25 protein-coding genes are annotated in these 21,809 nt (G+C 56.4%); 1 reads left to right on the top strand and 24 read right to left on the bottom strand.

Going from position 1 to position 21,809, the window contains the following annotated elements:
* Window positions 1-66 precede the first annotated feature (66 nt).
* From ACUH78_RS12710 to ACUH78_RS12595, 24 genes are all read right to left on the bottom strand, one after another.
* Window positions 67-1,869, bottom strand: a complete 1,803-nt coding sequence (locus tag ACUH78_RS12710; protein ID WP_445333616.1) for a phosphoadenosine phosphosulfate reductase domain-containing protein — start codon at window positions 1,867-1,869, stop codon at window positions 67-69.
* A gap of 126 nt (window positions 1,870-1,995) precedes the next feature.
* A complete protein-coding gene (locus ACUH78_RS12705) occupies window positions 1,996-2,181 on the bottom strand; it encodes a hypothetical protein (protein ID WP_445333615.1) in 186 nt (61 codons plus the stop codon).
* Between the two features lie 122 nt (window positions 2,182-2,303).
* The gene (locus tag ACUH78_RS12700) at window positions 2,304-3,095 is read right to left on the bottom strand and encodes a PRTRC system ThiF family protein (protein ID WP_445333614.1); all 792 of its coding nucleotides are present in this window, start codon (window positions 3,093-3,095) and stop codon (window positions 2,304-2,306) included.
* 106 nt (window positions 3,096-3,201) lie between these two features.
* Window positions 3,202-3,870, bottom strand: a complete 669-nt coding sequence (locus tag ACUH78_RS12695) for a PRTRC system protein A (RefSeq protein ID WP_445333613.1) — start codon at window positions 3,868-3,870, stop codon at window positions 3,202-3,204.
* The gene (locus ACUH78_RS12690) at window positions 3,870-4,589 is read right to left on the bottom strand and encodes a PRTRC system protein B (RefSeq protein ID WP_334108866.1); all 720 of its coding nucleotides are present in this window, start codon (window positions 4,587-4,589) and stop codon (window positions 3,870-3,872) included. Before ACUH78_RS12690 ends, ACUH78_RS12695 begins: the two co-directional genes overlap by 1 nt.
* Window positions 4,590-5,681 (bottom strand): PRTRC system protein F, encoded by a 1,092-nt coding sequence (locus tag ACUH78_RS12685; protein ID WP_334108865.1) that lies wholly within the window; start codon window positions 5,679-5,681, stop codon window positions 4,590-4,592. It abuts the gene before it with no gap.
* A 110-nt stretch (window positions 5,682-5,791) separates the two neighbouring features.
* Window positions 5,792-6,001, bottom strand: a complete 210-nt coding sequence (locus tag ACUH78_RS12680; protein ID WP_334108864.1) for a PRTRC system protein C — start codon at window positions 5,999-6,001, stop codon at window positions 5,792-5,794.
* A 9-nt stretch (window positions 6,002-6,010) separates the two neighbouring features.
* Entirely contained in the window at window positions 6,011-6,487 is a 477-nt protein-coding gene (locus ACUH78_RS12675) for a PRTRC system protein E (RefSeq protein ID WP_334108863.1), read from the bottom strand.
* A gap of 62 nt (window positions 6,488-6,549) precedes the next feature.
* The gene (locus tag ACUH78_RS12670) at window positions 6,550-8,265 is read right to left on the bottom strand and encodes a PRTRC system ParB family protein (protein ID WP_510497564.1); all 1,716 of its coding nucleotides are present in this window, start codon (window positions 8,263-8,265) and stop codon (window positions 6,550-6,552) included.
* 73 nt (window positions 8,266-8,338) lie between these two features.
* A complete protein-coding gene (locus ACUH78_RS12665) occupies window positions 8,339-8,959 on the bottom strand; it encodes a hypothetical protein (RefSeq protein WP_334108861.1) in 621 nt (206 codons plus the stop codon).
* 101 nt (window positions 8,960-9,060) lie between these two features.
* Window positions 9,061-9,612 (bottom strand): hypothetical protein, encoded by a 552-nt coding sequence (locus ACUH78_RS12660; protein ID WP_334108860.1) that lies wholly within the window; start codon window positions 9,610-9,612, stop codon window positions 9,061-9,063.
* 132 nt (window positions 9,613-9,744) lie between these two features.
* On the bottom strand, window positions 9,745-10,074 hold the full coding sequence (locus ACUH78_RS12655; protein ID WP_334108859.1) for a hypothetical protein: 330 nt from the start codon (window positions 10,072-10,074) through the stop codon (window positions 9,745-9,747).
* Window positions 10,075-10,082: 8 nt separating this feature from the next.
* Window positions 10,083-10,379: a hypothetical protein gene (locus ACUH78_RS12650; protein ID WP_445333612.1), complete on the bottom strand. Its 297-nt coding sequence runs from the start codon at window positions 10,377-10,379 to the stop codon at window positions 10,083-10,085.
* A gap of 310 nt (window positions 10,380-10,689) precedes the next feature.
* Window positions 10,690-10,884: a hypothetical protein gene (locus ACUH78_RS12645; protein WP_334108857.1), complete on the bottom strand. Its 195-nt coding sequence runs from the start codon at window positions 10,882-10,884 to the stop codon at window positions 10,690-10,692.
* Window positions 10,884-11,393 carry a hypothetical protein gene (locus ACUH78_RS12640; RefSeq protein ID WP_334108856.1) on the bottom strand — a complete coding sequence of 170 codons (510 nt, stop codon included), beginning with the start codon at window positions 11,391-11,393 and terminating at the stop codon, window positions 10,884-10,886. Before ACUH78_RS12640 ends, ACUH78_RS12645 begins: the two co-directional genes overlap by 1 nt.
* Window positions 11,394-11,489: 96 nt before the next feature.
* Window positions 11,490-12,485: a hypothetical protein gene (locus ACUH78_RS12635; protein WP_445333610.1), complete on the bottom strand. Its 996-nt coding sequence runs from the start codon at window positions 12,483-12,485 to the stop codon at window positions 11,490-11,492.
* A 1-nt stretch (window position 12,486) separates the two neighbouring features.
* The gene (locus ACUH78_RS12630) at window positions 12,487-12,711 is read right to left on the bottom strand and encodes a hypothetical protein (protein WP_334108854.1); all 225 of its coding nucleotides are present in this window, start codon (window positions 12,709-12,711) and stop codon (window positions 12,487-12,489) included.
* Window positions 12,712-12,770: 59 nt separating this feature from the next.
* Window positions 12,771-13,007: a hypothetical protein gene (locus ACUH78_RS12625; protein WP_334108853.1), complete on the bottom strand. Its 237-nt coding sequence runs from the start codon at window positions 13,005-13,007 to the stop codon at window positions 12,771-12,773.
* 54 nt (window positions 13,008-13,061) lie between these two features.
* Window positions 13,062-13,454, bottom strand: a complete 393-nt coding sequence (locus ACUH78_RS12620) for a hypothetical protein (protein ID WP_334108852.1) — start codon at window positions 13,452-13,454, stop codon at window positions 13,062-13,064.
* 118 nt (window positions 13,455-13,572) lie between these two features.
* Complete coding sequence (locus ACUH78_RS12615) at window positions 13,573-14,565, bottom strand: AAA family ATPase (RefSeq protein WP_334108851.1); 993 nt, start codon at window positions 14,563-14,565, stop codon at window positions 13,573-13,575.
* A gap of 639 nt (window positions 14,566-15,204) precedes the next feature.
* Window positions 15,205-17,109 carry a VWA domain-containing protein gene (locus ACUH78_RS12610; RefSeq protein ID WP_334108850.1) on the bottom strand — a complete coding sequence of 635 codons (1,905 nt, stop codon included), beginning with the start codon at window positions 17,107-17,109 and terminating at the stop codon, window positions 15,205-15,207.
* Window positions 17,110-17,158: 49 nt separating this feature from the next.
* Window positions 17,159-17,656 (bottom strand): nucleoside 2-deoxyribosyltransferase, encoded by a 498-nt coding sequence (locus ACUH78_RS12605; RefSeq protein WP_334108849.1) that lies wholly within the window; start codon window positions 17,654-17,656, stop codon window positions 17,159-17,161.
* Entirely contained in the window at window positions 17,644-19,773 is a 2,130-nt protein-coding gene (locus tag ACUH78_RS12600; RefSeq protein ID WP_445333609.1) for an HD domain-containing protein, read from the bottom strand. Before ACUH78_RS12600 ends, ACUH78_RS12605 begins: the two co-directional genes overlap by 13 nt.
* 75 nt (window positions 19,774-19,848) lie before the next feature.
* Window positions 19,849-20,808 (bottom strand): hypothetical protein, encoded by a 960-nt coding sequence (locus ACUH78_RS12595; RefSeq protein WP_445333608.1) that lies wholly within the window; start codon window positions 20,806-20,808, stop codon window positions 19,849-19,851.
* 388 nt (window positions 20,809-21,196) lie between these two features.
* Here ACUH78_RS12595 and ACUH78_RS12590 point away from each other — a divergent pair, with 388 nt between their 5' ends.
* The gene (locus tag ACUH78_RS12590; protein WP_048704725.1) at window positions 21,197-21,724 is read left to right on the top strand and encodes a hypothetical protein; all 528 of its coding nucleotides are present in this window, start codon (window positions 21,197-21,199) and stop codon (window positions 21,722-21,724) included.
* Window positions 21,725-21,809: the final 85 nt, after the last annotated feature.

Here is a 21,809-nt window from a genome sequence, read left to right as displayed (position 1 = left end):
GTAATGCGCCAAGGAGAGGCATAAAAAAACCGGCACACCCTGGAAGGAATGTGCCGGTGGGGTTGGTCAGAAAAGTGAAGCCTGCATCTTCTTGCGCTGCTCACTTTCCTTGGTCTCGCGAAGCTGCTTTAGCCTCGACTCTGACAGGAACGACGCCTGAACCGACGCAGGCACCTGATCCCATGGTTTTGCCGCATCGAACAGCCGATCGACATCAACCTCGGGTCCGCTAACGCCGGCGAGCCGCTTGTAAGCGGTTCGGCGCAACGCCTTGTCGTGGTTGAGAATCTGGCGAGCTGACAGCCTCGCCAATCCGTACTGCAAGTACCAGCGATAAGCGATGCCGCGGGTGTCCATCTGTCGGTCCCTGTACTGACGGACCATCCCATCTGCTTCGAAGTGGAAAAACATCGCCAAGGACTCCTGATCGATCACGAATCCGTCCTCAGATTCGAGATCCGCCCAGGCAGCGACGGCGTTCTTCTTGCCATACGACTTCACAGGCAAGCAGTCCTCCAGCATTGCAGCCACGAACGGCTCACGGATGCCCGCCCAATGATCACCGCACGCCTCTGCCCAGTTTTCTCCTACTTCTAGGAAACGAGGTTCAGGTCGTTCGGCAGACAGCATCTCGACCTTCTCCGGCACGGGGTATCGTTCTCTCCCCTGCCAGATGTCCAGATAGTCAGCGACGGCAGCGAAGCCATCGAAGTGACCATCCCTGCTCCACAGCATGTCGATACAGACTGCGGCCTCCGGTGGAATCAGGCGGAACCTGGGCTCGATCCCAAGTGCCTGCGCCGCCTCTTCCTCTTCAGCGTCGAGCGTCACGGCATACCGATAGATGCGACGCATCTCTTCTGGGCTGAAAACGTCAGGTCGTATCGCGATGTGACCCTCTCGGATCGTTCTGCCAACCCATAGACGACGCCCCATGTCGTTCTGGATCGCCATCAGGTAGTTGCGAAGCCGGCCCAATCCGCGCATGAAGCCGTACTGCGGATCGTTATTGAGCAGGTTGTCCATGCTGCTGTCGTTCTGAACTACCGTGCACAAGGCGCAACCGAACCGGGCGCCGCAGTTTTTCGCTTTGCCTTCCCCCTCCATGATGGAGTCGTTCACAACCGCACACGAAGTCGGCCCTGCATCGCGATAAGCGGTGAGGACTTCTTGTGCATCCGTGTAGGACTCGATGATTCCAGCCCCACACAACCCAAGCAGCTCGAAGACGGAATCGGTATCCCACTCCGCAATGGGAGAGAGAACGAGCTCACCCTCCTTGTTGCGCACAGGCTCAACAGAGGAGTCCTTTCGCTTCAACATGTTTGCTCCACGGCGGACCGACTCCGAACGCCTGGTTCCGGTGCAAACGACAACCTCCTTTTCCCCACCCAACTGCTCCGACAGCGTGTGCCTCAACTTTCTGCTTGGCTCACACTTCCACGCTACGCTGCAATCGGCGTTCAGTCCTGGGTAGGACGGAAGCGCACGACCACCGCAAATCCGTGGCCCCCAACTATCGAGCAGCTCCGGTTGAGCCACACGCACCTGAACGTCCAGGCCATGCTTTGCAGCATAGGCTTCGATCTTCTTCATCTCGCACTTTGCCAACTCTGCGATCAACGGATTCTCAATCCCGGTGTTGGAATGGCAGACTGCGATCTTCGGATGCCGACCCTCGTTTTTTGCCTGAATAGCTGCCATGAACGTCAATATCATCAACACAGAACTATCCTTTCCGCTGCTAAATGCGATGAGGGTTGGATACCCCTCATCGAACAGGCGCCTGATGGAAGCGACTGACCCCGCAATCAGGTCGTCCAGAGACACTTCCTGACGCACGACAGGTGCTGCTGCAAAGAAATCCATTTTCACCACCTCCAAAGTTGTTGATCTGCGTGGGAGGAGATGCGCGCATGGAGGGGTGAAACGCGGCACACGCACCCTACGGGCGAAGAAAAACCGCCCAGGGGGCGGTTGGGGTATCGATGGAGTTCAGGCCGATGGCGCCTTGATCTCCTGCCAAATGGCGTCTGCTCGATCAAACAACTCTTCTACGTCCTCGATGGCAAGGTCCATCGATTGCGCAAGAAGCTCCAGGTCGATCTCTTGCGTTGCCAGGATTTCTGAGATCAGGCGAGGAAACTGGATGGCGTTGTTGCGCCAGTTGTCGGGGTGCATTTCATTCTCCTTGAAGGACGGTAGTTGACGTGCTGCGCCGGTGAGATACCTCGCGCCCCATAAGAAAACGCCGCTCTTCCCCGTGTAGGAGAGAGCGGCGGTATGGGCCGAGTCAAAGCAGCCTAAGCAGCCTCTTTGACCTGATAGCCGAATCGCCCCCACGTGTCAGGGCCGATCAGAAGCGGCGAGGTTCTGTCAGTCGCGAGATTGACGAAAACGCCGTGGGCTTCCAGGCGTGCGGTACGGAATAGCTTCCAGAGAAGGTTCAATCCGTGCAGAGCCATCGCGCGGTTGATGAACAACGATTGCTTCTCGAGCGCCTCGACAAGCGAACAGCTAGGCTGGTCATCGGTGGCATCCAGCTTGTCATCGACGGCCTCGGGCAGCAGATCTGCAACCGTCGGCAGCCTGAGTCGTGTTGTTCCTCGGAATGTGACGTATGGTCGCTCCCCAAATTCGCCCAAGATGACTTGACCATCGTTCTGGTTGTTTCCGATATCCATCCAGTAACCGTAATCGAAGGTTTTTGCGATCGCTTTTCTGGCAAGCCGGTTATCGACGCACCCGATGACGAGATCCGGTCGCATCCGCAATCGCCCCTCTTCGCAAATCTCAAGACGATGCGGGTACGCATCCCAGTCAAGCCCGAAGGCTTGGTTGAGTCGATTGATCAGCACCGACGCCTTGTTGGCGCCAATATCGGACCGCACAAACGCCTGGCGGCCGACGTTGGATTCCGACACGGTGTCGTCGTCGAACGCGGTAACGTGAAGGCCGCCTGGGTGACCGAGCGCAAGCAAGGCCGTATGAAGCTGCACAAGGCCGTTGATGACATGACTCCCAGTACCGCCAGCGCCGATGACGACGATTCGAGCTTTTCGTTGCAACAGGTCAGGGTTGATGAAATGCTCCATTTTTCTCTCCATGTGTAATGACTGCATGGGGAAATGCAGAAGCGCGGGGCGTAAAAAAGCCACCTCTCAACGAGAGGTGGCGGTTATGGTCGGCTCGATACAGGCTTTACACCAAGGCATCGGCCACAAAGGTTCGCGGCTCCTCAACGGGCGCGGGCTTGAACATCAATCCATCGACGGCTGAGGCCAGTTGCATTGGAACGAACATCCCCATCAGGCAGAGCCGCTGGGCCGTAACCAACTTCTGGTCACAACGACCCAATACCACGGAAAGTTTGACCTCCCCTCTGTCGTCCTCGTCATCGGTGCCGGAAAAGAACGCCGACGACCGGCCATGCGAGTGCAGATCAACAACCAGATGCTCCCCTTCTCCCAAGCGTGGCCTGTCAAAGTGGATACGAGAAGCCGAAGCTTCTCGCACCCCCACTTCTCGGAAAGCGAACTCGTTGCTGACTTCGTTCCAGGTGATCCAGCCGGCCGCCTCGAGCGGACAGCTTTCTCTCGCCATTCCTGCAAAACGCTCAAACAGCGCAAGCGGGATCGGCGGACACATCCACTCCAGACTGGCAGTGACCGTGCCGTATGGCTTCACCACAGAAGAAGCCTTTGTGAGCGGCATACGTGCATACAGCCACGCTCGACGCACCTCAAGCCAGTCCCCGTTCTGCCCTGCCAGAAAACGATGCCCTGGCTGGGCCAGCGGTTCGAACTCACCGAACCGCGGCACCATCACGGTGGGCGTGAGGGCCTGTAACGCCGCATCTCGAGGGTCCATCAAACATCCCTCCCGATCTGAGCCAGAACATCCCTGACGGTCAGTTCTGTTGGCACAAGCGTATCCAGCGGAAAGGCCTTGAATTTCCCCTTGAGCATCGCGTTCCAGAACTTCGCGGAACCGCCCCTGTACTTCACAAGCAAGTTCTGCTCATGGATGTTCGGATGCGAGAAACGGCTCGAGAAGAAGCTCTCCTCCCAGTCCGCCGGATCGGCCTGGACGCCTGCACTTGGTGTCTGTGCAGAGCCCACGCAGATGCCACCACCCTTCCAGACGTTCCAGTAGGGCGCCTGATAGAGCTTGGTTCCTGGCCGAGGTCTGGACTTGCCTTTAACAGCAAAAACTCGCCATTGGCGGCTTGTGACAGCAAACACCAGGCCGGGATGCGGAACATCTGCTGTCTCGACCTGGATTTCTTTGCTTTCGAACCAGACACGTCGTGTTTGAGGCCTCATCCACCATACAAGCCATCCGGGTCCTTGCGACAGGATGTTCGGCTCGAGGAAGACAGGCCGAGCGCTTCTGGACGGATCGAGGGAGTCAAACATTTTCCTCAAACCGTCGACTGTTGCCGGCACACCAGCTTCAATCGAAAGCTCCCCCGATGAATCCACCTCCACGTCATGCACTGAGGCATAACCTGGACGATGCTGCCCGTAGAGCAGGATCGCGTGCGAGGCCCGGTATGGCACCTCTTCGGTGTTGACGCTGACTTGCATTTATTCCTCCTTTTCGCACGTATGCAGCATGACAAGAAGCTGGTCGAGCGATTTGTAAAGTTGCAGACCCAAGCGGTAGCGCTTGAGCCACTCCGCAAAGGCTTCTCGCGTGATCTTCACGTCCCATACCGAGCACAAGGTGGTGTATCCGTCACAACCTTGATTGGCATACTCGATATGGTCATCAATGACCTGCTGGACAGGATCGTCCCCATCCCAACGAATCAGAGCACCGCGATATACCGGCTCGCGATCTGTCTCCTGCGCACCGGGAAACATCGCCCCCTGATCCATTAACCGGATCACCTCGCACAATTTTTCGGCAACATCCCCGACCGTGGGATCTGGATGATCAAGCGCCTGGATAAGAGAGAAACCATCGAGCACCCTTTTCGTAGAGATCGCCCAATCGACCGGGAACCCGTCCTCATACTGCTCCGGTGAGAAACTGTATTCCTCGGGGTCTTCTCCCGAACTCTCGAGCTCTTCGATCCATTCCTCCTGGGAAGACGCTCCCCGCCAGTAGATGTACGAGGCCAGTTCTTGAACGAAAAGCGGTGACCAGCAACCCGCCGTTCTAGCCCCTGCTGTCTGCGCTACCTCAAGTGCAGTCCTACCCAAACCTGGGACCGATTCCTCGAGTGCGAGCAGCCGGCTTCCGACCAGACAGGTCTCCAAGTCGGGGTTGAGCTCAAGAGCCAACCAATAGGTCTGGGGAACATGCTCACCTTCCTCGACCGAATACCCTTCGCATCCACTCAGCGTGCTTGAAACGGCCAGGTCCAGAGGTGCAACAAAAACAAGATCACCCAAGACCGCTTCCATCAGACGCTTCAAACCCACCTTTACAAGCTCGGGCAACCGTTCCTCGGAGTCTTTCTCGGTAACAAGGCCCTCGTCGTACAACGCCAAGGCAAGATTGGCCAACGGCAACCCCTCGGATGCATGCTCAACATAAGCACCAGGGGCCGCGCAGCTTCTGGGCAGCCTCAGAGGATCATGTGAATGGCGTTGGACGGGGGCCGGAGCCGAACCGCTGACGCCGAACTCCTCTGTGAGCTTTCGACTAACTGCAAAAGTGCGGCAACGCATTTCGTCATCTCCTTATCATTAAAAACGGGAAGCACAGAAACTGTGCTTCCCGTCTCGATGATTTCGCCTTTGGAGATGGCCTCAAGCCTATCCTTCAGCGAACTCATAAATCACCCCTTTGTGCCTGCTGCACGCCGGAATTCGTAGATCAACCTGTTCCCCTTTCGCGTCGGCCCTTCGACCACCGCGCTTGTGAGCTCCGGGAAGGTTGCGGAGTAAAGATCCCGAACCTGATTTACCGACATCCCCTTACCCGGATCACCAAGACAGGTTCCGTTGTAGTGGAACTCGCGAACGGCTTCTTCAACTTGGATCGCCATGACGCCCCCTTAAAGCAGGCTGGCCAGGTCAAGCGCGGAAGAGACTTCCGTCTTGGCCTTGGCAACTGGTTGTTGAACAGCCGCAGGCTTGGCTTGCGCCTCACCCACTTCCTCAGCATCACCATCGACGTCCTCATCGCCTTCGTCAGTGAGCTCATCGAGCGTCACCGCTTTGGGCCCTGCTGCCTTGGGTGCCCCCTTGACCGCCTTGGCCGCGCTTTCCTTCTTTGCGCGATCCAGGACCGCTTGGGTTTCGGCCAGCTGCTCTGCAAGGCTCTTGTGAGCACTCACGTAGCCCGCCAGCACACCGGCAAAGCCCTCGTCGAGCTCCGCAGTGGTGCCGGAGATCACCAGGGGCGTCTTCAGCGCCGGATCACCTTCCGCTTTGGGTTTTGGGATCACCGTGACGGTGATCTGGTCACCCTCTGACGTCAGCATCAGGGTGGCGGTATTGCTCGCCAGGAACGACTTCAACGTTTCAAACATCCCATTTCTCCTTGATTTAAGGGCCTGGCCTGCAACCAGGCCTTCCTGCATTGAAAAAGGCGTTACGCCTTCCACATCACGTTCGCCGGAAGCTTCCCGGCATAGTCAAAGCCCGATACGGCCAACAGCTTCTTGACGCACTCGTCCTTCTTCTCCCCGAGAGCCTTGTCCAGATCCTTGCCCATATGTGCGGCAAGCCCGATTTGCTCGGCCACGACCTTGATCTCACTCTTGGTGAGCAACCCCAGGTAGTCGGCGTTAAGCGTCCAGTGATCCGCGAGGTTCACCTTCAGCTCGTTGAGCAGCGCGACCACCTTGTGCTCCTCGAGCCCCTCTGCGGTTGCGGCCGGCAACATGACCTTCAGCTTGGAGACAACCTCGTCGCTTGCTTCACCGACCTGGGTCAGCGCCACTGTCAAAGACAGACTGGACGACGTCCCTTGAGTGAGCTTGGCGAACGCTTTGCCAAGCTGAGTTGCGCTGATGTGACGCGCATCCCCACTCATGCAAAGGGCAAGCAGAACACGCTCCCCAACTTCGGGATTCATGTAGAGGTGCTTGGCCAATGCAGATCGCCAGACCTTCGCCCGATACTCCTTGACCCGCGTGGAGTCCTGCACCTCAGCAGCCTTCTTCTGAGTTACAGGTTTCGCAGCGGGCGATGTGTTGCTCGCTGAGCCAGTCGTTGTTGCTCCCGGGGTAGGCGCAGCGGGTTGAGCCGGTTGAGCGGCTGCAACGATCGCCTGATGATTCGCCTTCACCTTCTCGGCGTTACATGCAGAGTCGAAGCACAAGTCCTTGAAGACCTTGCCCACCTTGCCGGGCACCGCGCTGATGGCCGCCCCAAACTTGCCGCAGGAACGGCAGGCCTGAGCCTGAACATCACCGACGCCAGAACCACCTTCGGCGACGAGCTTGATGACGGTGAAGTTCTCACCGGGGCGAACAATCCTGACTTCAGGAAAGTCCTCGATAAGCCCTTTGCGAATCTCGTCGAGCGCCGCTTCGGTCTTTCCGTCCCAGCACTCACGGTTGGTGCAATGGCCATCTTCGACGGCCTCCCCAAAGAGCGCTTGCTGATTCCCGCTGCTGTGGGGGCATTGCGCACACTCCGTCTTGTCGAATACCGCCGTCGACAACGCGTTGGCGAGCTTCTGGATTTGCTGCTTGAACTCACCGACACCGACAAGCTCGGGAGCCTTGAGAAGTGCCCCAAGAACAGCGTCTTGCTTTGGTCGCGGAAGACCCGCCAACAACTCGGCGTGGCCCAACTTGATGCGACGCTCAGCGAGCGCAGAGCGAACTGCGTCCGTGGCGTTCATCAGGCCCAGGCGTTTGTCGAGGGTGGCCCGACTCCAGCCAAGGCGCCGCGCTGCATCGTCCCGATCACCTTCTGAGCGAGCCAGGATTTTCGCGGCCGCCTCAGCTTCCTCTGCTGGCGACATGTCCGCCCGCTGAACGTTTTCGATGAGCGCCAGTTCTTCGGCTTCATCGTCGTCCAGATCCTTGATGACAACGGGCATGGGGTAGTCATCCCCATGTGCCGCCTTAGCTGCCGCGTAGCGGCGACCACCAGCGACAACCTGGTACCCGCCGTCCAGCAAGGGACGAACGAGAATCGGCTGGATGACCCCCTTCTCGCGGATCGAAGCGGTCAGCTCCTCCATCTCCGCAGGGTCAAAGAACTTCCGCGGGTTGTTGCCAACGACAATTTCCGAGATCTGAACGGTTTGCATTTCCTTCTCCTGGTTGGTTAGTGCTGCAACCGGGAGATGCATCAAGCTGAATGTAAAAAGCCCGCCAGCCCCTGAAAACAGAGGCAAAGCGGGCTTTGGGATGGGCGGTGAACGTCTAGGCGTCGACCAGCTCAGTCATGCGAACCCGAACCCCAGGGGTGTTCGAGATCACGCTGTAGTCGAGGTTTTCGACGAAATCCTCAAGGGTCGCATCGCCGATCATCGAGACATCGACCTTGATGCTCAACGTCAGCGTCTGCTCAACGGCCGGCTTCGGGCTCCTGCGGGCACGTGCAAACGAGAGCGCTTCGGGTGAGATCTGTTCGAGCTCCTGCACGCCGAAGTAATCGCAGATCGACTCGCACACAGCAGTTTCGCTGGGGCCACGCCAGTCGAAGTGCGCCAGGCCGACCTCGTCCGTACGCTCCTCTCCGTCGACCAGGGCGACTAGCTCGGCGTGATCGAGCAACAGAACATGGTCGGTTGCATCAAACTCCTCCGTACCGACATAGATTGCGTCGTCGCCCTTTCGACCGCCCCATGCCTGTTTTGTGAAGCTGCCGATGATCTTGCGGTTCGTGAACACAGCAACGCACTTACCCTCCGCATTTTCGACCGATACAGTCGCTTCCCCTTGAGGATCGACATAGCCAAAGACCATCTCGGCCATGTCCACCGCGGCCTCAAGCGCAACAAACTCGCTGTACAGGCCACCGTTTTCCATCACAAAAAACATGATCAACTCCTTTTTTCGTATGAGAAAGAACTGCACCAGAGGAATGACACGGGGCACATGCGAAAAAAACCGCCCTCGCATCGACGGTTGGGGGTCTGAGATCAACTCACGGACAAGGCGCGAGCCTCTTCGATCAGCGTCATAAGCGCAGCATGCGAATCCTCGTAGCCGTCCGAAGGCGAAGAGCACTCGTTGACCGGCTCACCGGCTTCGTTCGACCAGTCCCACAGGCTCAGCCGTGCCATGGACTCGATGAACTGGCGGGCGCGGACCTCGGCGGTCTCGCTTGCCTTGACGCCAAAGTAGTTCAGCAGCGAGTCGATCCGCTGACGTGCCGTGAAAATCCGCACGTTGGTGTGCTTGAGGTATCCAGCGAACCAGAACTCCTCATTGCTCACGACCAGTGAATCGAGCTCCACACGTTCCTGGTTCTCGGGGTCGTCGGCCTCCTCATCGGATTTCGCCTCCTCCTTGAGCCAGACCGTGCGCGCGTCAAAGACCTCGATCTTGTGCGCTTCGGAAGCGCTGACCATGCGCGACAAGGCGGCGATCCTGGCCGCAGCCTTCTCGTCGATCTCGAAAATGGCCTGCTCAGGGATGTCCGCATAATCGGCATCGGAACGGACATCGGTGACAAACTTCAGTGCCTTCATGGTGTAACTCCTCAGTGAATGGGTTTGTGCTGCACTGAAGGGGATACCGCTGACGGGCTCGTAAAAAACTAAAGCCCGCGTCCTGTGAGGATGCGGGCTTTGAGTATCGAGGGAGGTTGTGGTCCAGAAAGACTACTTCAGCCCCACCTCCTTGGCGGCAAACGCGAGTTTGCTGAGAAGCTTGGAAGACAAACGCCCTGCCACTTCCTGAGCGCCACCCCGGGCGAAGTAGCTCGCCTCGAGTGGCAACCAATACATCTTCCGGAGGCAGAACTTCGTCGTTTTTTCGAGCCGAAGATCAGCAGGCGTCACCACAAACTCCCCTCTGCCGACACGATCGACGTTCTGACTCGTCCCGTAGGCACAGAGCACATCGATTTGACCGTCGTGCTCATCGACTGCCATCACGAGCACAGGCCGGAACTTGCTGCCGGGACTGCAAACCTCCTCAGTCTCGGGCATCCAAGCCCCTACGACTTCCCCCGGGCAGGGGGATTCAAGTTGAGACATAGCTCATCCTCCCCTGCTCCAGGTTTGAACACTCCCGAGTGAATTAGGAGTTCCGTGATGGAGTTGATCTTGGCTCCCTCTGGCACTTCCTTCAGGCCGTAGTCCCCAAGATGCTCCGCAATGGCGCGTCGGATTAGCATCTCGGGCGTGATTCCCAGTTCGGCCGCCCTCGACTCGATGTGCTCCGGCGTCGTCTCGTTGTCGGAGAACGTCACAGTGAAAACAGTTGGCATGATCAAACCCTCCTTCGGGTTCAAGCATACTCCGGTGGATCTGATGTGCGAAAAACTTGCCATTTTCTTCTCCTGTCATTGCCCTTCTCCTGCGAGTTGGATCTGCAGGCTAGAGATGCAGTGACATCAATCGGAATCCGATCCATGTGGTGCTATACGTAAAAACGCCCCTCCAACGGTGGAGGGGCGCAGGAAACTCGGATCAGGTCAGTGTCGCCACCAACAGAACCATGAAAGCAAGTCCTCGAGCAGGCTGTCGAAGGCCTCAAACGCATGCAGGCCGTGATCGAAGAGATCGAACCCTGGCTCCTCGTCATCGATCATCGCTTTCTCCTTAGTAGCGCTTCACGTAGTTCACGCGAAACCAATCGCCGCCGTTGATCACGGGGTCCGTTCGATAGACATCAACCACGAAGCCTGCCTTTCGCAGGTCCGACGGCATGTTCTGACGCCCCCACCGCTCTGCCTGGCTACGCGTCATGGGCTTTTCAAGCACACCGCAGCCCACCTTTACTGGCAACCGTTCCATCACGCTGCCTCCTTCAAGTCATACTCACGATCGAGCGCATCAACTGCCGCATGAAACGCCGCAGCATCGAGCTTTCCGATGTTGTAGGCGTAGACCAGCTCAACGAACCGCTGCCCCTTCTGGAAGAGTGGCTGAAGGGCCAATTGATCAAGCACCTGGACGGGCCAGCGGTAGCCGTCCCGGACCGCCTCTTCGAGCGCGGCCTCCGGGGTTGCGAACACCTGATGCCCATGAAAGCCGTTCTGGCGAAAGCTCACGAGCCGACTCTTACCGCTCCCGTCCGGCTCGGGAAGGATCGCCACATAGGCAGGCTCTTTCTGGGTGGCACCTTCAGGAACATTGGAGAGTTCCATCCCCTCCGCACCGCCCCTATCCCGCATGAGGCGCTCCACCAGACTGCGGTTCTGCGCCCTTCTTCTGGCTGCCTGCAACAGCAGCGCTGCGACGCCGCGGTCGCCCTCGCTCTTACACTCCAGCGCAAGGGCGAACTCTTCGCTATCGATCTTCATGATGCTCTCCTGTTTGTTGTTGAACTGCATGGAATGACATGCAGGGAGGCACCATAGAAAAAAGGCCGGTGACAATGACGTCAGCCGGCCTTTCATTTAGATCAAGAACGGCACCTTCAGACTTTGTGCCAACCGATTCGCTGCTTCCAACGCCAACTGGTTCGCCCGATCGCCAAAGATGGCGTTGCACCACCAGTTCGCCTTACGGACCATCTGCTCGCCTTTACCCGAAAATGCAACTTGAACAACAGATTTGGCCCCATTGCCCTCTTGCGTTACCGTAACGGAAGCGGGCTCCAGATCCGCTGGGATTCCAAGGCATTCGCGGTCGTAAGTGATCCTTGCAAGCACTGCCACCCTTGCGTAGGCCTCTACGGCCGAGCGAATCCGGGCTTCAACGGACTCTCGGGTTTCAAAGATGCAAGTCTCGAGAAGGGTCACATGATCAAGCTCGTCCACGACGGGGGCGTACATCACGCTCATCCCATCAGGAACCTGAGTAGCAAAGGCCCCATCGTCATCAGCAAACTCAACGATGCCCTGCGTATATTGACCATAACCGGATTTCACACGCACACGACCTTCGATCAGATCCTCATACGTCGTTTCCCACGCGATCGGCATCCCCTCTCCATACTCATCTGCAAGATCAGACACAGTCAGCTGCACTTTCATGGCTGGAGGGCGACATGACGTGAACCGCAGATTGGGAGGTGGCAGCTTATCAAGCCTTGTAACAGAAAATGGCCTCATTCCCATCCTCGGCGCAGGTAGGGCCGAAGTCATTTCAGTGGACAGATCAAGAACATCCATGCCCAGAAGTTCTGCTCCCTTCAGCTTAAAAGCATCGCGAAAAGTTGCGGTGCGCGAAGCTTCTCGGAACAGATCTACAACGCCTCGTTTAGCAGCACTTTCTGAACTGAGAACCCCTTGATGAATGACCTCCCTGCACCACATGTTGAAAGCAATATGAAGGGCGCTCCAGGCATAGAAATCCCACTCCTCCGCATCATTTTCTTCCCGCATGGTGGACACAACATTCACCGCAACCACGGCAGGCAGATCAGCCCGCAAACTCAATAGCCGAACCATTTCAAAGCTCCTCTTCTGAAATCTTCAAAGCCGCCCCCTTGAGCGTCTTCGACACACAGACACGCTGTCCCTTCATCGTGAAGGCCACGTATTTCCCCGGGCGCCCCATCACTTCACCCACACGCTCAGGTGTCTTGCTGCTTTTCAAGGAGGAACGGACAAGCCACCGGCCCTCCTGAACCAGCTCAACGAACACGCCAGCCAAGACCTCTTTTCCGAAATCCATATTCGAACTCAATGAAAAACCCGCAGTCTCGAATTGAATCGAAATCTACGGGTTTGGTATCAGTAGAGGATGAAAGCGGCCACGAAGCCGACAATCAACCACCCAAGCACGTCTTGTCCGAGACCAGACATCCTTTGCTTCCTGATCAGGGTGATAGCCCTGAATCTACTCGCCGGCGCCATGCCGATATCGCCAAAGCACAGAGCCCTTTCCAGCCTCGCAAGCCCCTTACGCCTCATTCCTTCGGGACAAATCGAAAGAGCCGCAATCGAGGCAAATACAAGAACGCGTGACATTTCTTTCTCCTTGGTTAGAACTGCACTGAGCTATGCCGTTTGAACCATGAGAAATCAGGGCACGTACTGACGCTGCTGAACGACGTCGACGAGCTTGGGTACAGCTCCATCCTCATCAAAAACAAAAACGAACCCAGGCAGCGCATACCGCCCACCATGGATCGGGCTCGTTCGTAGTGCAGCGCTGGCCAACCGGTTGAGCCAAGGCAAGAACGACTCTCTAGGCTTCCGAGTCCGCTGCCACGAGGCCTTGTGATAGCGCTCAAGCCTCGCGAGCACCTTCGGCTCGATGAGCACGTCGCTTTGCAACGCCATGCGCCTTTGCATCTCCTGCTCGGCAAGATCTGCCTTGGTGTGCTTCTCAAGCACCATCCAACGCAGGTACCAATAAGGGAGCTCCGCGTAAGACTGCCCCTTGAACTTCCCAAAAGTGACGACTGACGACATCTCTGATGACCTCCTTGTGGTTGATGTGCAAGGAGGGAATGCGAAGCGAGGGCAGGGAAAACGGGCACAAAAAAAACCGCCTCAGAAAATGACTTTCTGAGGCGGCGGTGTTACATCATCACTTCACAGGGGCGTATCGAGCAGAGACGATCTTCTCGATGGCTTCCCGCTCAGCTTCCGGTGATCGCGCCGTAACAGCGGCGTGGAGGGCTCCGTTGAGGCAAGCCAACACTTCTTCCGTGGCGCCTCGAGCACTGGCATCCGCAAGCGAACGACCATTCGCCAGCAACATCTTTCCCCAGCGGATGAGGCCGCGGGTCGAGATGGTAGTGGTCATTTCGCCCTGCTTGAAGGCTTCCCGAACGTCCCCAGCCACCTCAACGAGGAGCTGGATGAAAGGACCGGCAAGATGCTTGCACTTCGCGTGCAGAATCTTGCTTTCCTCCATCGGGGTCAGGTAGTCCACCGTCCCCACAAGGAAGCGATCTAGCAAAGCAATGCTCTGCCGCTGAATGCCCCGGTAGTTAGCGGCATCCATGTCGTGCGCCACAGCGTTAGCCGTGAATGCGACCCGAAAATCCGGGTGCGGCTGAACCATTTCACCCGTTTCAGGCACCAAGAGCGGCGCCCCATCCAGGATCGTGTTCAAGCCACCGACTACGGCTGGATGGAGGAAGTTGCCTTCATCCAGAAGCAGGATACCCCCTACCTTCATGGCTGCCAGTAGTGGGCCGTCAGCCCACTTCCACTCTTGGCCGCCACCAGGTACGGACGCCATGCGCCAGGCGCCGACGAGCTCCTGAAACTCCATTCGCCCGTGGCAAGCAACACGAAAGAGCGGCCACCCGGTGCGAGCCGCGAAGACCTCGACCATCGAGGACTTCCCAGATCCAGTAGGACCAGTCAGCATCAGATTCTTGCTCACCCCGGCCCACACCCATGCCACCAACAGGCGTGCATGAGCTTCGGTGAAGCTATGGGACGGGTTATCTGCGGGCGTGAACGGCCCCGATGTCCTTACAGGAACCGCCCTTTGAGCTGCCTGGGGGTCCTTGAAGGCAGACCCAAAGATGTTGCCAAGCTTCTCCGTTACTGCTGTCGTTTGTGACATTTGAATCTCCTTGTGTTTAGGGCTGCAAGGAGAGATGGCAAGAAGGTGAAGTGAAAACTGAACGTGCGCGAAAAAAACACCCTCTGCCGAAGCGAGAGGGTGCGAGGGGTGACACTGATGTTAATCAGTGCAAGCTCCTGGCGATAGGCTCACCAGTGCGACCACTCCTCATCACTGCAGGGAGCAATGATGCTTGAGGAGCAACAACCGGCTCGATTTTCCGTTGGCTCTTACGAGCCCTGGACATGATCGGTTTGTCATGAGCAAGCTGAAGCTGCTCAAGAGCGAGAGCAAGCTTCTTGCTCTCTTCTTCTGCGCGCCTTACGGTGCGCTCGAGCTCGGCGATACGCCGTTCATCTGCTGAAGGGGCCTCGCGACGATTAGCTGTCGGTTGGCGCTTCTCTTTGTCTCCGTCGAGATTCCTCCGAAGAGCTTGCTGCAGCTCGCGAAGCTGAGCACGCTTCCTGTCTCTGCGCGATGTCATGAAAAGACGAAGCGACAAGAGCGCGAGGGCACCGATGACTACAAAACTGAGTAATGACACGTCAATCTCCTTGGGTTAGGTCTGCCCTCAGAGATGTGCGTAGCACGGTGATAAAAAAGGGCCCAAGCGATTTCGCTTGAGCCCTCGTGGTTGGATCAGGCTACCGCTTTCGCGACAGCACCAAAGACCGCTTGCGAAAGCCGGTCAGCACTCATTGCCCGGTCAAAGGCAACCTCCTCTTCGTTGAGCATTGATTCGAGGGCGTGGCCCATTGAGCCAATGAACACGACCGCGATCTGGATTCCGTTCTGGCGGGCAAACCTGCACCCAGCCATCAGCGAATCGTGATCGTTGGGCTCGCCATCTGTGACGACAACCAGGATGCGCTTTTCCTCCTCGCGCTCCGTCATACGGATAAGAGCTTCTTCAACCGCATCGCCCGTCGCGGTGTCGCCCGAAGAACCATCATCCCAACGGTGAGCAGAGAGCGGCTCATCGAACTCCTTGAGCACGCACACGTGATTGGCGAACGCGATCGAGAGGAACGGCACCTCGTAGGTCGACAGCACTGAAGCTAGCGCGAAGTGCGTCTCATAGGCGGCTTCCTGTGCGGTCGTTTGCCCGCCCGCAGCCCTTGAGCCCCCCTCGGTGAGCGGCATCGTTGTCCACATCGACCCCGAGTAATCGACCAACAGGGCGACCGCAGTGTTGGTGCCTGCGGTTTCTTCCTTCTTGAGGAAGATTTTCAGGTCACCACGCGAAAGCCTCTCCGGTGCACTGTGAGAGAGCTTGCGCCCGGTGTAACCGTCCCACAACGATTCTTCCACGGTCGACTCGATCAGGCTTGCAAGGCGGGTGCCCAGCTTCGCCTTGAGCTCGTGCCGCTTCAGATACGCCCTGACCTGCCCCTGGTCCTTGACGCCATTGGTTCGACTTGCGTGTTGCGTCCGAGCACCGGCGCCCATAACCTGATTGGCACCCATTTGTTGCCTCAGCATGTCTTCCATGCTGACCGAACTGACCGACTGCGCCTTGAGCGCCTGGCGCATCGCAGCAGCTTGCTCGCCCGAGTCACCTTCTTCCCCTTGAGAGGAAAAATCGCCAGCGTCCGCCTCCCCCCTTTCGTCAGAGTCACCTGCCTCAGAATCACCCTGGTCGCCCTGAGACTCATCTGAGTTAGAGGAATCATCTTCGCCCCGATCGTCAGACGATCCCGGCGACGAATCCTCCCCATTCTCATCTTCCTCACCAGAACCCGACGAGGACGAATCCTGCTCCTCCTCATCACCTGCCCCAGACGACGGCGACGAATCACCCTCATCTTCGTCCTGCCCTGCCTGAGAGGGGACATGGGATTCGTCCTCCTCATCTTGCGATGACTTGGACTGCTGCTTTTGCTTCTGTTGTTCCTCCTGCTTTTCCTTCTCCTCGGCAGAAGTCTCCAGTAGCTCATAGACTTCCCACGCCAAGGCCGAAGCCTCGTCCGTGGATGTGAGCGTTGCAGAGCGGTCAGCAAGTTCGAAAACCGCCTCGATCAGCTCGTCACCAAACACGTCCTCGGCAAGAGTCCGCCACTGGCCAGCCATTTCATCTAAGCAGTGCTGCTTCAGGTGCCGACTGCGAAGCCCCATCACAAGCGCCCTGCACAAGATGTCGGCCGGCTGATACTCCTCGTCTTGCTGTGGAGCATCAAGGATGCCCCGCGCTGCGAGACCGTTGGCCGCATCGAAGAGCATTCGAGCCGCCCCAGGAAAGATCCTGGCCAATGCCAACTCGATCCGTATGTCCTCGAACACGTTATCGAGGGCGCGAACAAGGACGTTCCCTTTCGAGCTGTCCTTGAACTCGGTAAAGCGGCAGTGCGCCGCCTCATGCGCGACCAGCCCGTACAGAAGGATCATGTCCTCCTCTGAGCCAGTCGTTGCGAGGTTGGGCAGATAGATCACCTTGCCCGTCGTCGCTGCTGTTTTAATGTTGCCGAAGACGACCTGGACGCCGAAGCGACGCCCCAACATGGTTGCTACGAGGCGAAGCGCCTCCTTACGGTTCTGCTTGAGCATTTCAGACTCCTGTTGGTTACGGCTGCAGGAGCGAGATGCGGCGAGCGTTCTATGAAGGCAACTCGAGACGAGCAGCCAAGTTAATCGCGTCTACTACAGTCGTAACGATGGCGGTCGCACACGTAGCCAGCATCAGGTTCACGGGAAAGCCAAAGTTTTCGATCACTGCGCCATCCGAGCAGGTCAACAACCCCTCGTCATTGCAAAGATGGGTAGACGGGTCAATTCTCAACATCATTGGTCGCCGATCCTGACATATCCCAATCACAGGGATACCAGAACTCCAGGCAAGTCCGCACTCAAAAGCAGTTCCGGAATCCGGTTCGATTGAGCTTCTGAAGGGCTTCAGGTTTGCAATCACCACATGGGCTTCGCGTATTTTCGCTACATTTTCCCTGAAAATAACATTCGGATCGCTGATCTCATCATCGCCGGGAAAAAGAGGGTATATATTTTTCGCCTCACACACCTCCCTTAAAAACTCTTTCTTCCTTCGATAGCCCGCAAAGAATAAGTCGGGACCGGCAAAATAGACTAGCTTGCGCATAAGGCCTCCGAAACAGCAATCCAAACTAACTGACCGTCTTTGTTCTTACCCAACTCAATAAAACCCGGCGCTGCATTTTCTGCTAACACAGAAAACTGTTCGTCCGTTAAACCCAAATCAGCCGCTTTGTACCATTTTAATCCGCGCTTTTCTAAATACGGCTTACCTTGCATCGCTTTGAGAACCAAAGCAAGCGCCTCCGGCTGATCTTTAATATTGCCTTGACACTCTTCTGCGAACGCACTTAGTTTTTCTTTATCTTTTTTTCGTAGTTTTTTCAACTGCTTTTCTTTGCGCTCGCGATCCATCTCATCTTCCTTTTCAACGATCATTACCGCTTTTTCTTCAGCCTGCTTTTCGATGACTTTCGAAAGCTCATGCATCACATCCTCATCGAGGACATCATCGCTTCCAGGTTGATCAGAAGCCTCGTTGGCCCCAGAGAGGCCACCTTCCTCGTCAGTCATCTCAAGATCGTTCTCAAAGCTTTCGTTCTGAATGGCACCTCTTTCACCTGAGATGAAATTGTCGAGAGCTGCACTAACAGCGGCAGATGTTTGTTCAGCGGGTTCTTCAGAAAGGGATGATGCCCCGTCTGGTGCTACCTTTTCCTGGGCATTGTTTGGCTTCACTTCAGCCGCAGGAGAGGAAGCCTCCGCAGGCGCTTGATCTTGTGCGCCGCCGTCATTGACTTGAGCTACAGCCGAGTTGTCTTGCCCGATGCCCTCAGCGGGAAGATGCGCATCTTCAGTGTGGACCTCAAAAAGCGCAGGGTGGTCGAACAGGCTGGAGAGCCCGGGGAGGATGTGTTTTGGCATGATCACAACAGCACCACGCCACGTTGCCACATGCTTCCCGTTCGAAGCATTAAAGAACGAAACCGAATAGGTTCTGAGCGGAGGCGCAGGATTTGATGAGGAACGCATGTTCGGGTTAGGGTCGAACAAAACTTCCTGGTCAGCAAGCACTTCGAGGAGAGCCCTCTTCAGGTCTTCAGTTGGATTGACGGCCAGCTTTTGGCCGAGAAACCGGAGAAGTTCACGCTCTTTGAAAACAACGATCTCACCTCTCTTCTGGCCTATGGTTTGCGCCTTGTTACTCCCATTGACGCGACCAGGTTCGGAAGTAAGCTCCTGAAAAGCCGCCCAAAGGCGAGTCATGAATTCCACCGTTTGCTGTCCGGTTTGAACCGATGGAGCTATGCCAGATTCGATTTGGCCTGCGGACCGATCTGCCGCAATCAGTAGCTCCATCAAGGCGTGCGTACGATCGTCATACGCACGCTGCCCCTTATCGAGGGGGAAAGACTGAGGGCGATGGTAGTATCCGACGGCTCCAAGAATTGCCTCCTGGTCGCTTCGTGGGATCTGCCAAAATTCGTCGAGTTTTGTCACCATAAGAGCTGAGACGCTATCGTGCTCGTGCGTCTCTTTAAGGACTTCGCCCGTTTTTGGATCGCGCAGGAAGGTTTTCAGCTTCCCAATATCATGAGCGAGCGCGATGATACCTACCAGGGGGTCCGCGGGATCAAAGGTGTAGCTGGAGTCCCGGAGCGCCGTCACCAAGTCACCCTTCGGCGTTTTCAACCCCTCATACGTCCAAGTAGGCGCGATTACAATCGCTCTTTCGCAGACCAACAGCGAATGTTCCCACAGAGTTTTTCCTCCATGACCTCCTCGAACATGAGAGGCAGGCATCTTCGGGTCAGATAGCAGGATGCGCAGAATCTGCTTTGCGAGGCGGTAATGCTCGGGATGCGCTCTCTTTAGATATGCAAGCCACCGATCAACTGAATCTCGCCCCGTTTTTTGTGGGACGTTCTGCGCCATGGGGATGTGATATGGAGGAATGGGAGGCGCCCCGAGGGAACAACTCAAGCCACGCACCCTTTTCCCCTTTAGATACTTGCTCAAGAGGTATTCGTTAATGACGTAGGCAGCAACGACTATCCCGATGGCGATGAGGACGGCAAGACTGATGGAAGCCCCTGCCTCTAGCACGTAGCTAGACAGTTCTTCTGTTCCGTTCCATGAGCCATCAAATAGCCCATAAATCGTCAGAAAAAACCACCAGAATGAAGTCACCAAGGCAACGGACTGAACAAGTTTGTAGCGCATTCCACACAACCCGAAAAATGAAAAAGGGGGCCTAGCCGATGAACCGGCGCCCCCTTTTCTCAAAGCCAACCTTTCTCAAAGCGTATCGAAAAGCGCCTGCGCCTCTGCTTCACTCACTTCAGCGACCGGAGACTGCTTCGAACCGCTCCCTGCCAACAAGGCTGCCTTTTGCTGTTCAATCCGGCGAGCACGAGCTTCAGCACGTTGGCGCTGGGAGTCCTGAAGCTCTTGGCGCATCTTGACCATCCACTCCGGGGTCACCTTGATTTCATTCTTGGTAGTTACCCCAGGCGCGGTTGTACATTCAATGAAATGGATTTTCCGTACGGGCTCAATGCCCGTTTCAGGGTCAATCGGTTCGCCCGTCCTTTTCACGTCGGCCAGTAGACGACCAACGATCTCACATGCGGCTCCACGCATCACGCGCTCATACACAGCCGACGCCAAACGGCCGTAGTAGCGGACCGGGATCAGTTGAGACTCATCCTCTTTTTGTCTGAGCAGAATCTCGCATCGCGCTCGAACTCCCTTTTCGGGGTTCGGGGCCCGGAAGCGTGTCGCAGCGATGATGCCGGCCAGACGGACCATATTGCTCGAGTCAGAAAGCTTGTCGTCCCTGCCGCTAAAGAGCTTGACGCCGTGGTCCTCGAAGTTCGTCGTCGGGGCACCTGCCACTGGAATCTTGTCAAACGCCGAATCGATCGGCATGTCGAGAACGGTTGCCACATCGAAGCCGACTGCGGTCGCAACAACAGTCCGAATCGGCTCCTTCGTCACAGGGTCTTCGCCGATGATCTTACCGGTCAGGTTGCAGATCGCTCGAAGCGGCTTCAGATCGTGAAACTGAGGCGGGATCTCGTCGTTCTTTCGCAGAACAAGGTCGAGGTTATGGTTATCCAGGTTGGTCTGCTGGATCTGGAAGTGACGACCATCTCCTGCCTTGCGTCGCAGATACCCAGCGAACCACCCCACATTCAAGAAGCCGTCAGGGTACTGGTACAGGGCTGCGATACGTCTGCGCTCTTGTGAAAGCATGATGATTCCCTATTTCGTGGCATCGGAAGTGTTACATCTAGGATAGATGATAACTCGACGCCACCAGATTGCAAGCAATCCAGGGCATACTCGCAGGAACCAGTTGCAAACTGTGCGTATCTGTGATCATCGGATCGGCGCCGACGTCGTAACCAAACGCTACAAGCTGAAGAAAAATCCTTCCTTTCAGACGAAGGAAGGAAGCACAGAGCGCCTTTTTTGCGCATACAATGACCATGCAGAACGCAAGGTGTGATGGAAAACAAGGAACCAATGCAAGACCGTACAGGCCGTTTCCGGACGGGAGCCTGTTTTTTTGCATCGGTACTACATGCATCCCAATCCACCAAGAGAGAATTCGACCCAAAGACTTAACATCGGAAATAACATGACCAAGGATATCCCCAAGGGGAAGCCGCTGATTGACGCCATTCATAAACGTAAATGGGAGTTGGGCGTAACAACACAAGACGCCGCAGCTGCAATCAATCTTTCTCCGCCTTATTTCCAAGCAATGCTTTCAGGAACAAGGCCGATTCAGAGCATGTCTGATGAAGCCAAGCGCCTTCTTGCGGAATGGCTTGGAGTAAGTACGGTCGATGTTTATATCCTGGCCGAGATTTTGGAACCCAACGACTTCCTGATTGAGCAGGATCTTGGGGATCGGATGCGTCTTACTATTCAAAAGATAAGTGAAGACCCAACCGTAAGTCAGTTTGCTCCAAGCAAGGACGAGTGGGACATCCTTTCGGACAGAACAAAATTCTTTATCTGCATGATCTACGAAAGAATGTACGAAACTGAGATACTTAGAAAGATACAGCGAAAAGAGTGGGTTATTGAAGAGCCCAAGACAAAGAGATCTCGGACGAAGAAGAAAGACGCCGACGCAGAACAGAGCTCTTCCGGCGAATGAACCGCATATAGTTTTTATCGCGGTGCAACGAGATACCCGCAGAGCAACAAAAAACCCCGTCACAAGCAATACAGGCTTGTGACGG

It is taken from the genome of Thauera sp. ZXT1-4 (genome assembly GCF_052598215.2).
The sequence above is the reverse complement of the archived record's forward strand: the minus strand, read 5'-3'. Positions and strand labels throughout refer to the sequence as shown.

Bases quoted from the DNA above. Each gene is read 5' to 3' on its own strand.
- ACUH78_RS12710 (WP_445333616.1), bottom strand. From the start codon at position 1,869: ATGGATTTCTTTGCAGCAGCACCTGTCGTGCGTCAGGAAGTGTCTCTG.
- ACUH78_RS12705 (WP_445333615.1), bottom strand. From the start codon at position 2,181: ATGCACCCCGACAACTGGCGCAACAACGCCATCCAGTTTCCTCGCCTG.
- ACUH78_RS12700 (WP_445333614.1), bottom strand. From the start codon at position 3,095: ATGGAGCATTTCATCAACCCTGACCTGTTGCAACGAAAAGCTCGAATC.
- ACUH78_RS12695 (WP_445333613.1), bottom strand. From the start codon at position 3,870: ATGGACCCTCGAGATGCGGCGTTACAGGCCCTCACGCCCACCGTGATG.
- ACUH78_RS12690 (WP_334108866.1), bottom strand. From the start codon at position 4,589: ATGCAAGTCAGCGTCAACACCGAAGAGGTGCCATACCGGGCCTCGCAC.
- ACUH78_RS12685 (WP_334108865.1), bottom strand. From the start codon at position 5,681: ATGCGTTGCCGCACTTTTGCAGTTAGTCGAAAGCTCACAGAGGAGTTC.
- ACUH78_RS12680 (WP_334108864.1), bottom strand. From the start codon at position 6,001: ATGGCGATCCAAGTTGAAGAAGCCGTTCGCGAGTTCCACTACAACGGA.
- ACUH78_RS12675 (WP_334108863.1), bottom strand. From the start codon at position 6,487: ATGTTTGAAACGTTGAAGTCGTTCCTGGCGAGCAATACCGCCACCCTG.
- ACUH78_RS12670 (WP_510497564.1), bottom strand. From the start codon at position 8,265: ATGCATCTCCCGGTTGCAGCACTAACCAACCAGGAGAAGGAAATGCAA.
- ACUH78_RS12665 (WP_334108861.1), bottom strand. From the start codon at position 8,959: ATGTTTTTTGTGATGGAAAACGGTGGCCTGTACAGCGAGTTTGTTGCG.
- ACUH78_RS12660 (WP_334108860.1), bottom strand. From the start codon at position 9,612: ATGAAGGCACTGAAGTTTGTCACCGATGTCCGTTCCGATGCCGATTAT.
- ACUH78_RS12655 (WP_334108859.1), bottom strand. From the start codon at position 10,074: ATGCCCGAGACTGAGGAGGTTTGCAGTCCCGGCAGCAAGTTCCGGCCT.
- ACUH78_RS12645 (WP_334108857.1), bottom strand. From the start codon at position 10,884: ATGGAACGGTTGCCAGTAAAGGTGGGCTGCGGTGTGCTTGAAAAGCCC.
- ACUH78_RS12640 (WP_334108856.1), bottom strand. From the start codon at position 11,393: ATGAAGATCGATAGCGAAGAGTTCGCCCTTGCGCTGGAGTGTAAGAGC.
- ACUH78_RS12635 (WP_445333610.1), bottom strand. From the start codon at position 12,485: ATGGTTCGGCTATTGAGTTTGCGGGCTGATCTGCCTGCCGTGGTTGCG.
- ACUH78_RS12630 (WP_334108854.1), bottom strand. From the start codon at position 12,711: ATGGATTTCGGAAAAGAGGTCTTGGCTGGCGTGTTCGTTGAGCTGGTT.
- ACUH78_RS12625 (WP_334108853.1), bottom strand. From the start codon at position 13,007: ATGTCACGCGTTCTTGTATTTGCCTCGATTGCGGCTCTTTCGATTTGT.
- ACUH78_RS12620 (WP_334108852.1), bottom strand. From the start codon at position 13,454: ATGTCGTCAGTCGTCACTTTTGGGAAGTTCAAGGGGCAGTCTTACGCG.
- ACUH78_RS12615 (WP_334108851.1), bottom strand. From the start codon at position 14,565: ATGTCACAAACGACAGCAGTAACGGAGAAGCTTGGCAACATCTTTGGG.
- ACUH78_RS12610 (WP_334108850.1), bottom strand. From the start codon at position 17,109: ATGCTCAAGCAGAACCGTAAGGAGGCGCTTCGCCTCGTAGCAACCATG.
- ACUH78_RS12605 (WP_334108849.1), bottom strand. From the start codon at position 17,656: ATGCGCAAGCTAGTCTATTTTGCCGGTCCCGACTTATTCTTTGCGGGC.
- ACUH78_RS12600 (WP_445333609.1), bottom strand. From the start codon at position 19,773: ATGCGCTACAAACTTGTTCAGTCCGTTGCCTTGGTGACTTCATTCTGG.
- ACUH78_RS12595 (WP_445333608.1), bottom strand. From the start codon at position 20,808: ATGCTTTCACAAGAGCGCAGACGTATCGCAGCCCTGTACCAGTACCCT.
- ACUH78_RS12590 (WP_048704725.1), top strand. From the start codon at position 21,197: ATGACCAAGGATATCCCCAAGGGGAAGCCGCTGATTGACGCCATTCAT.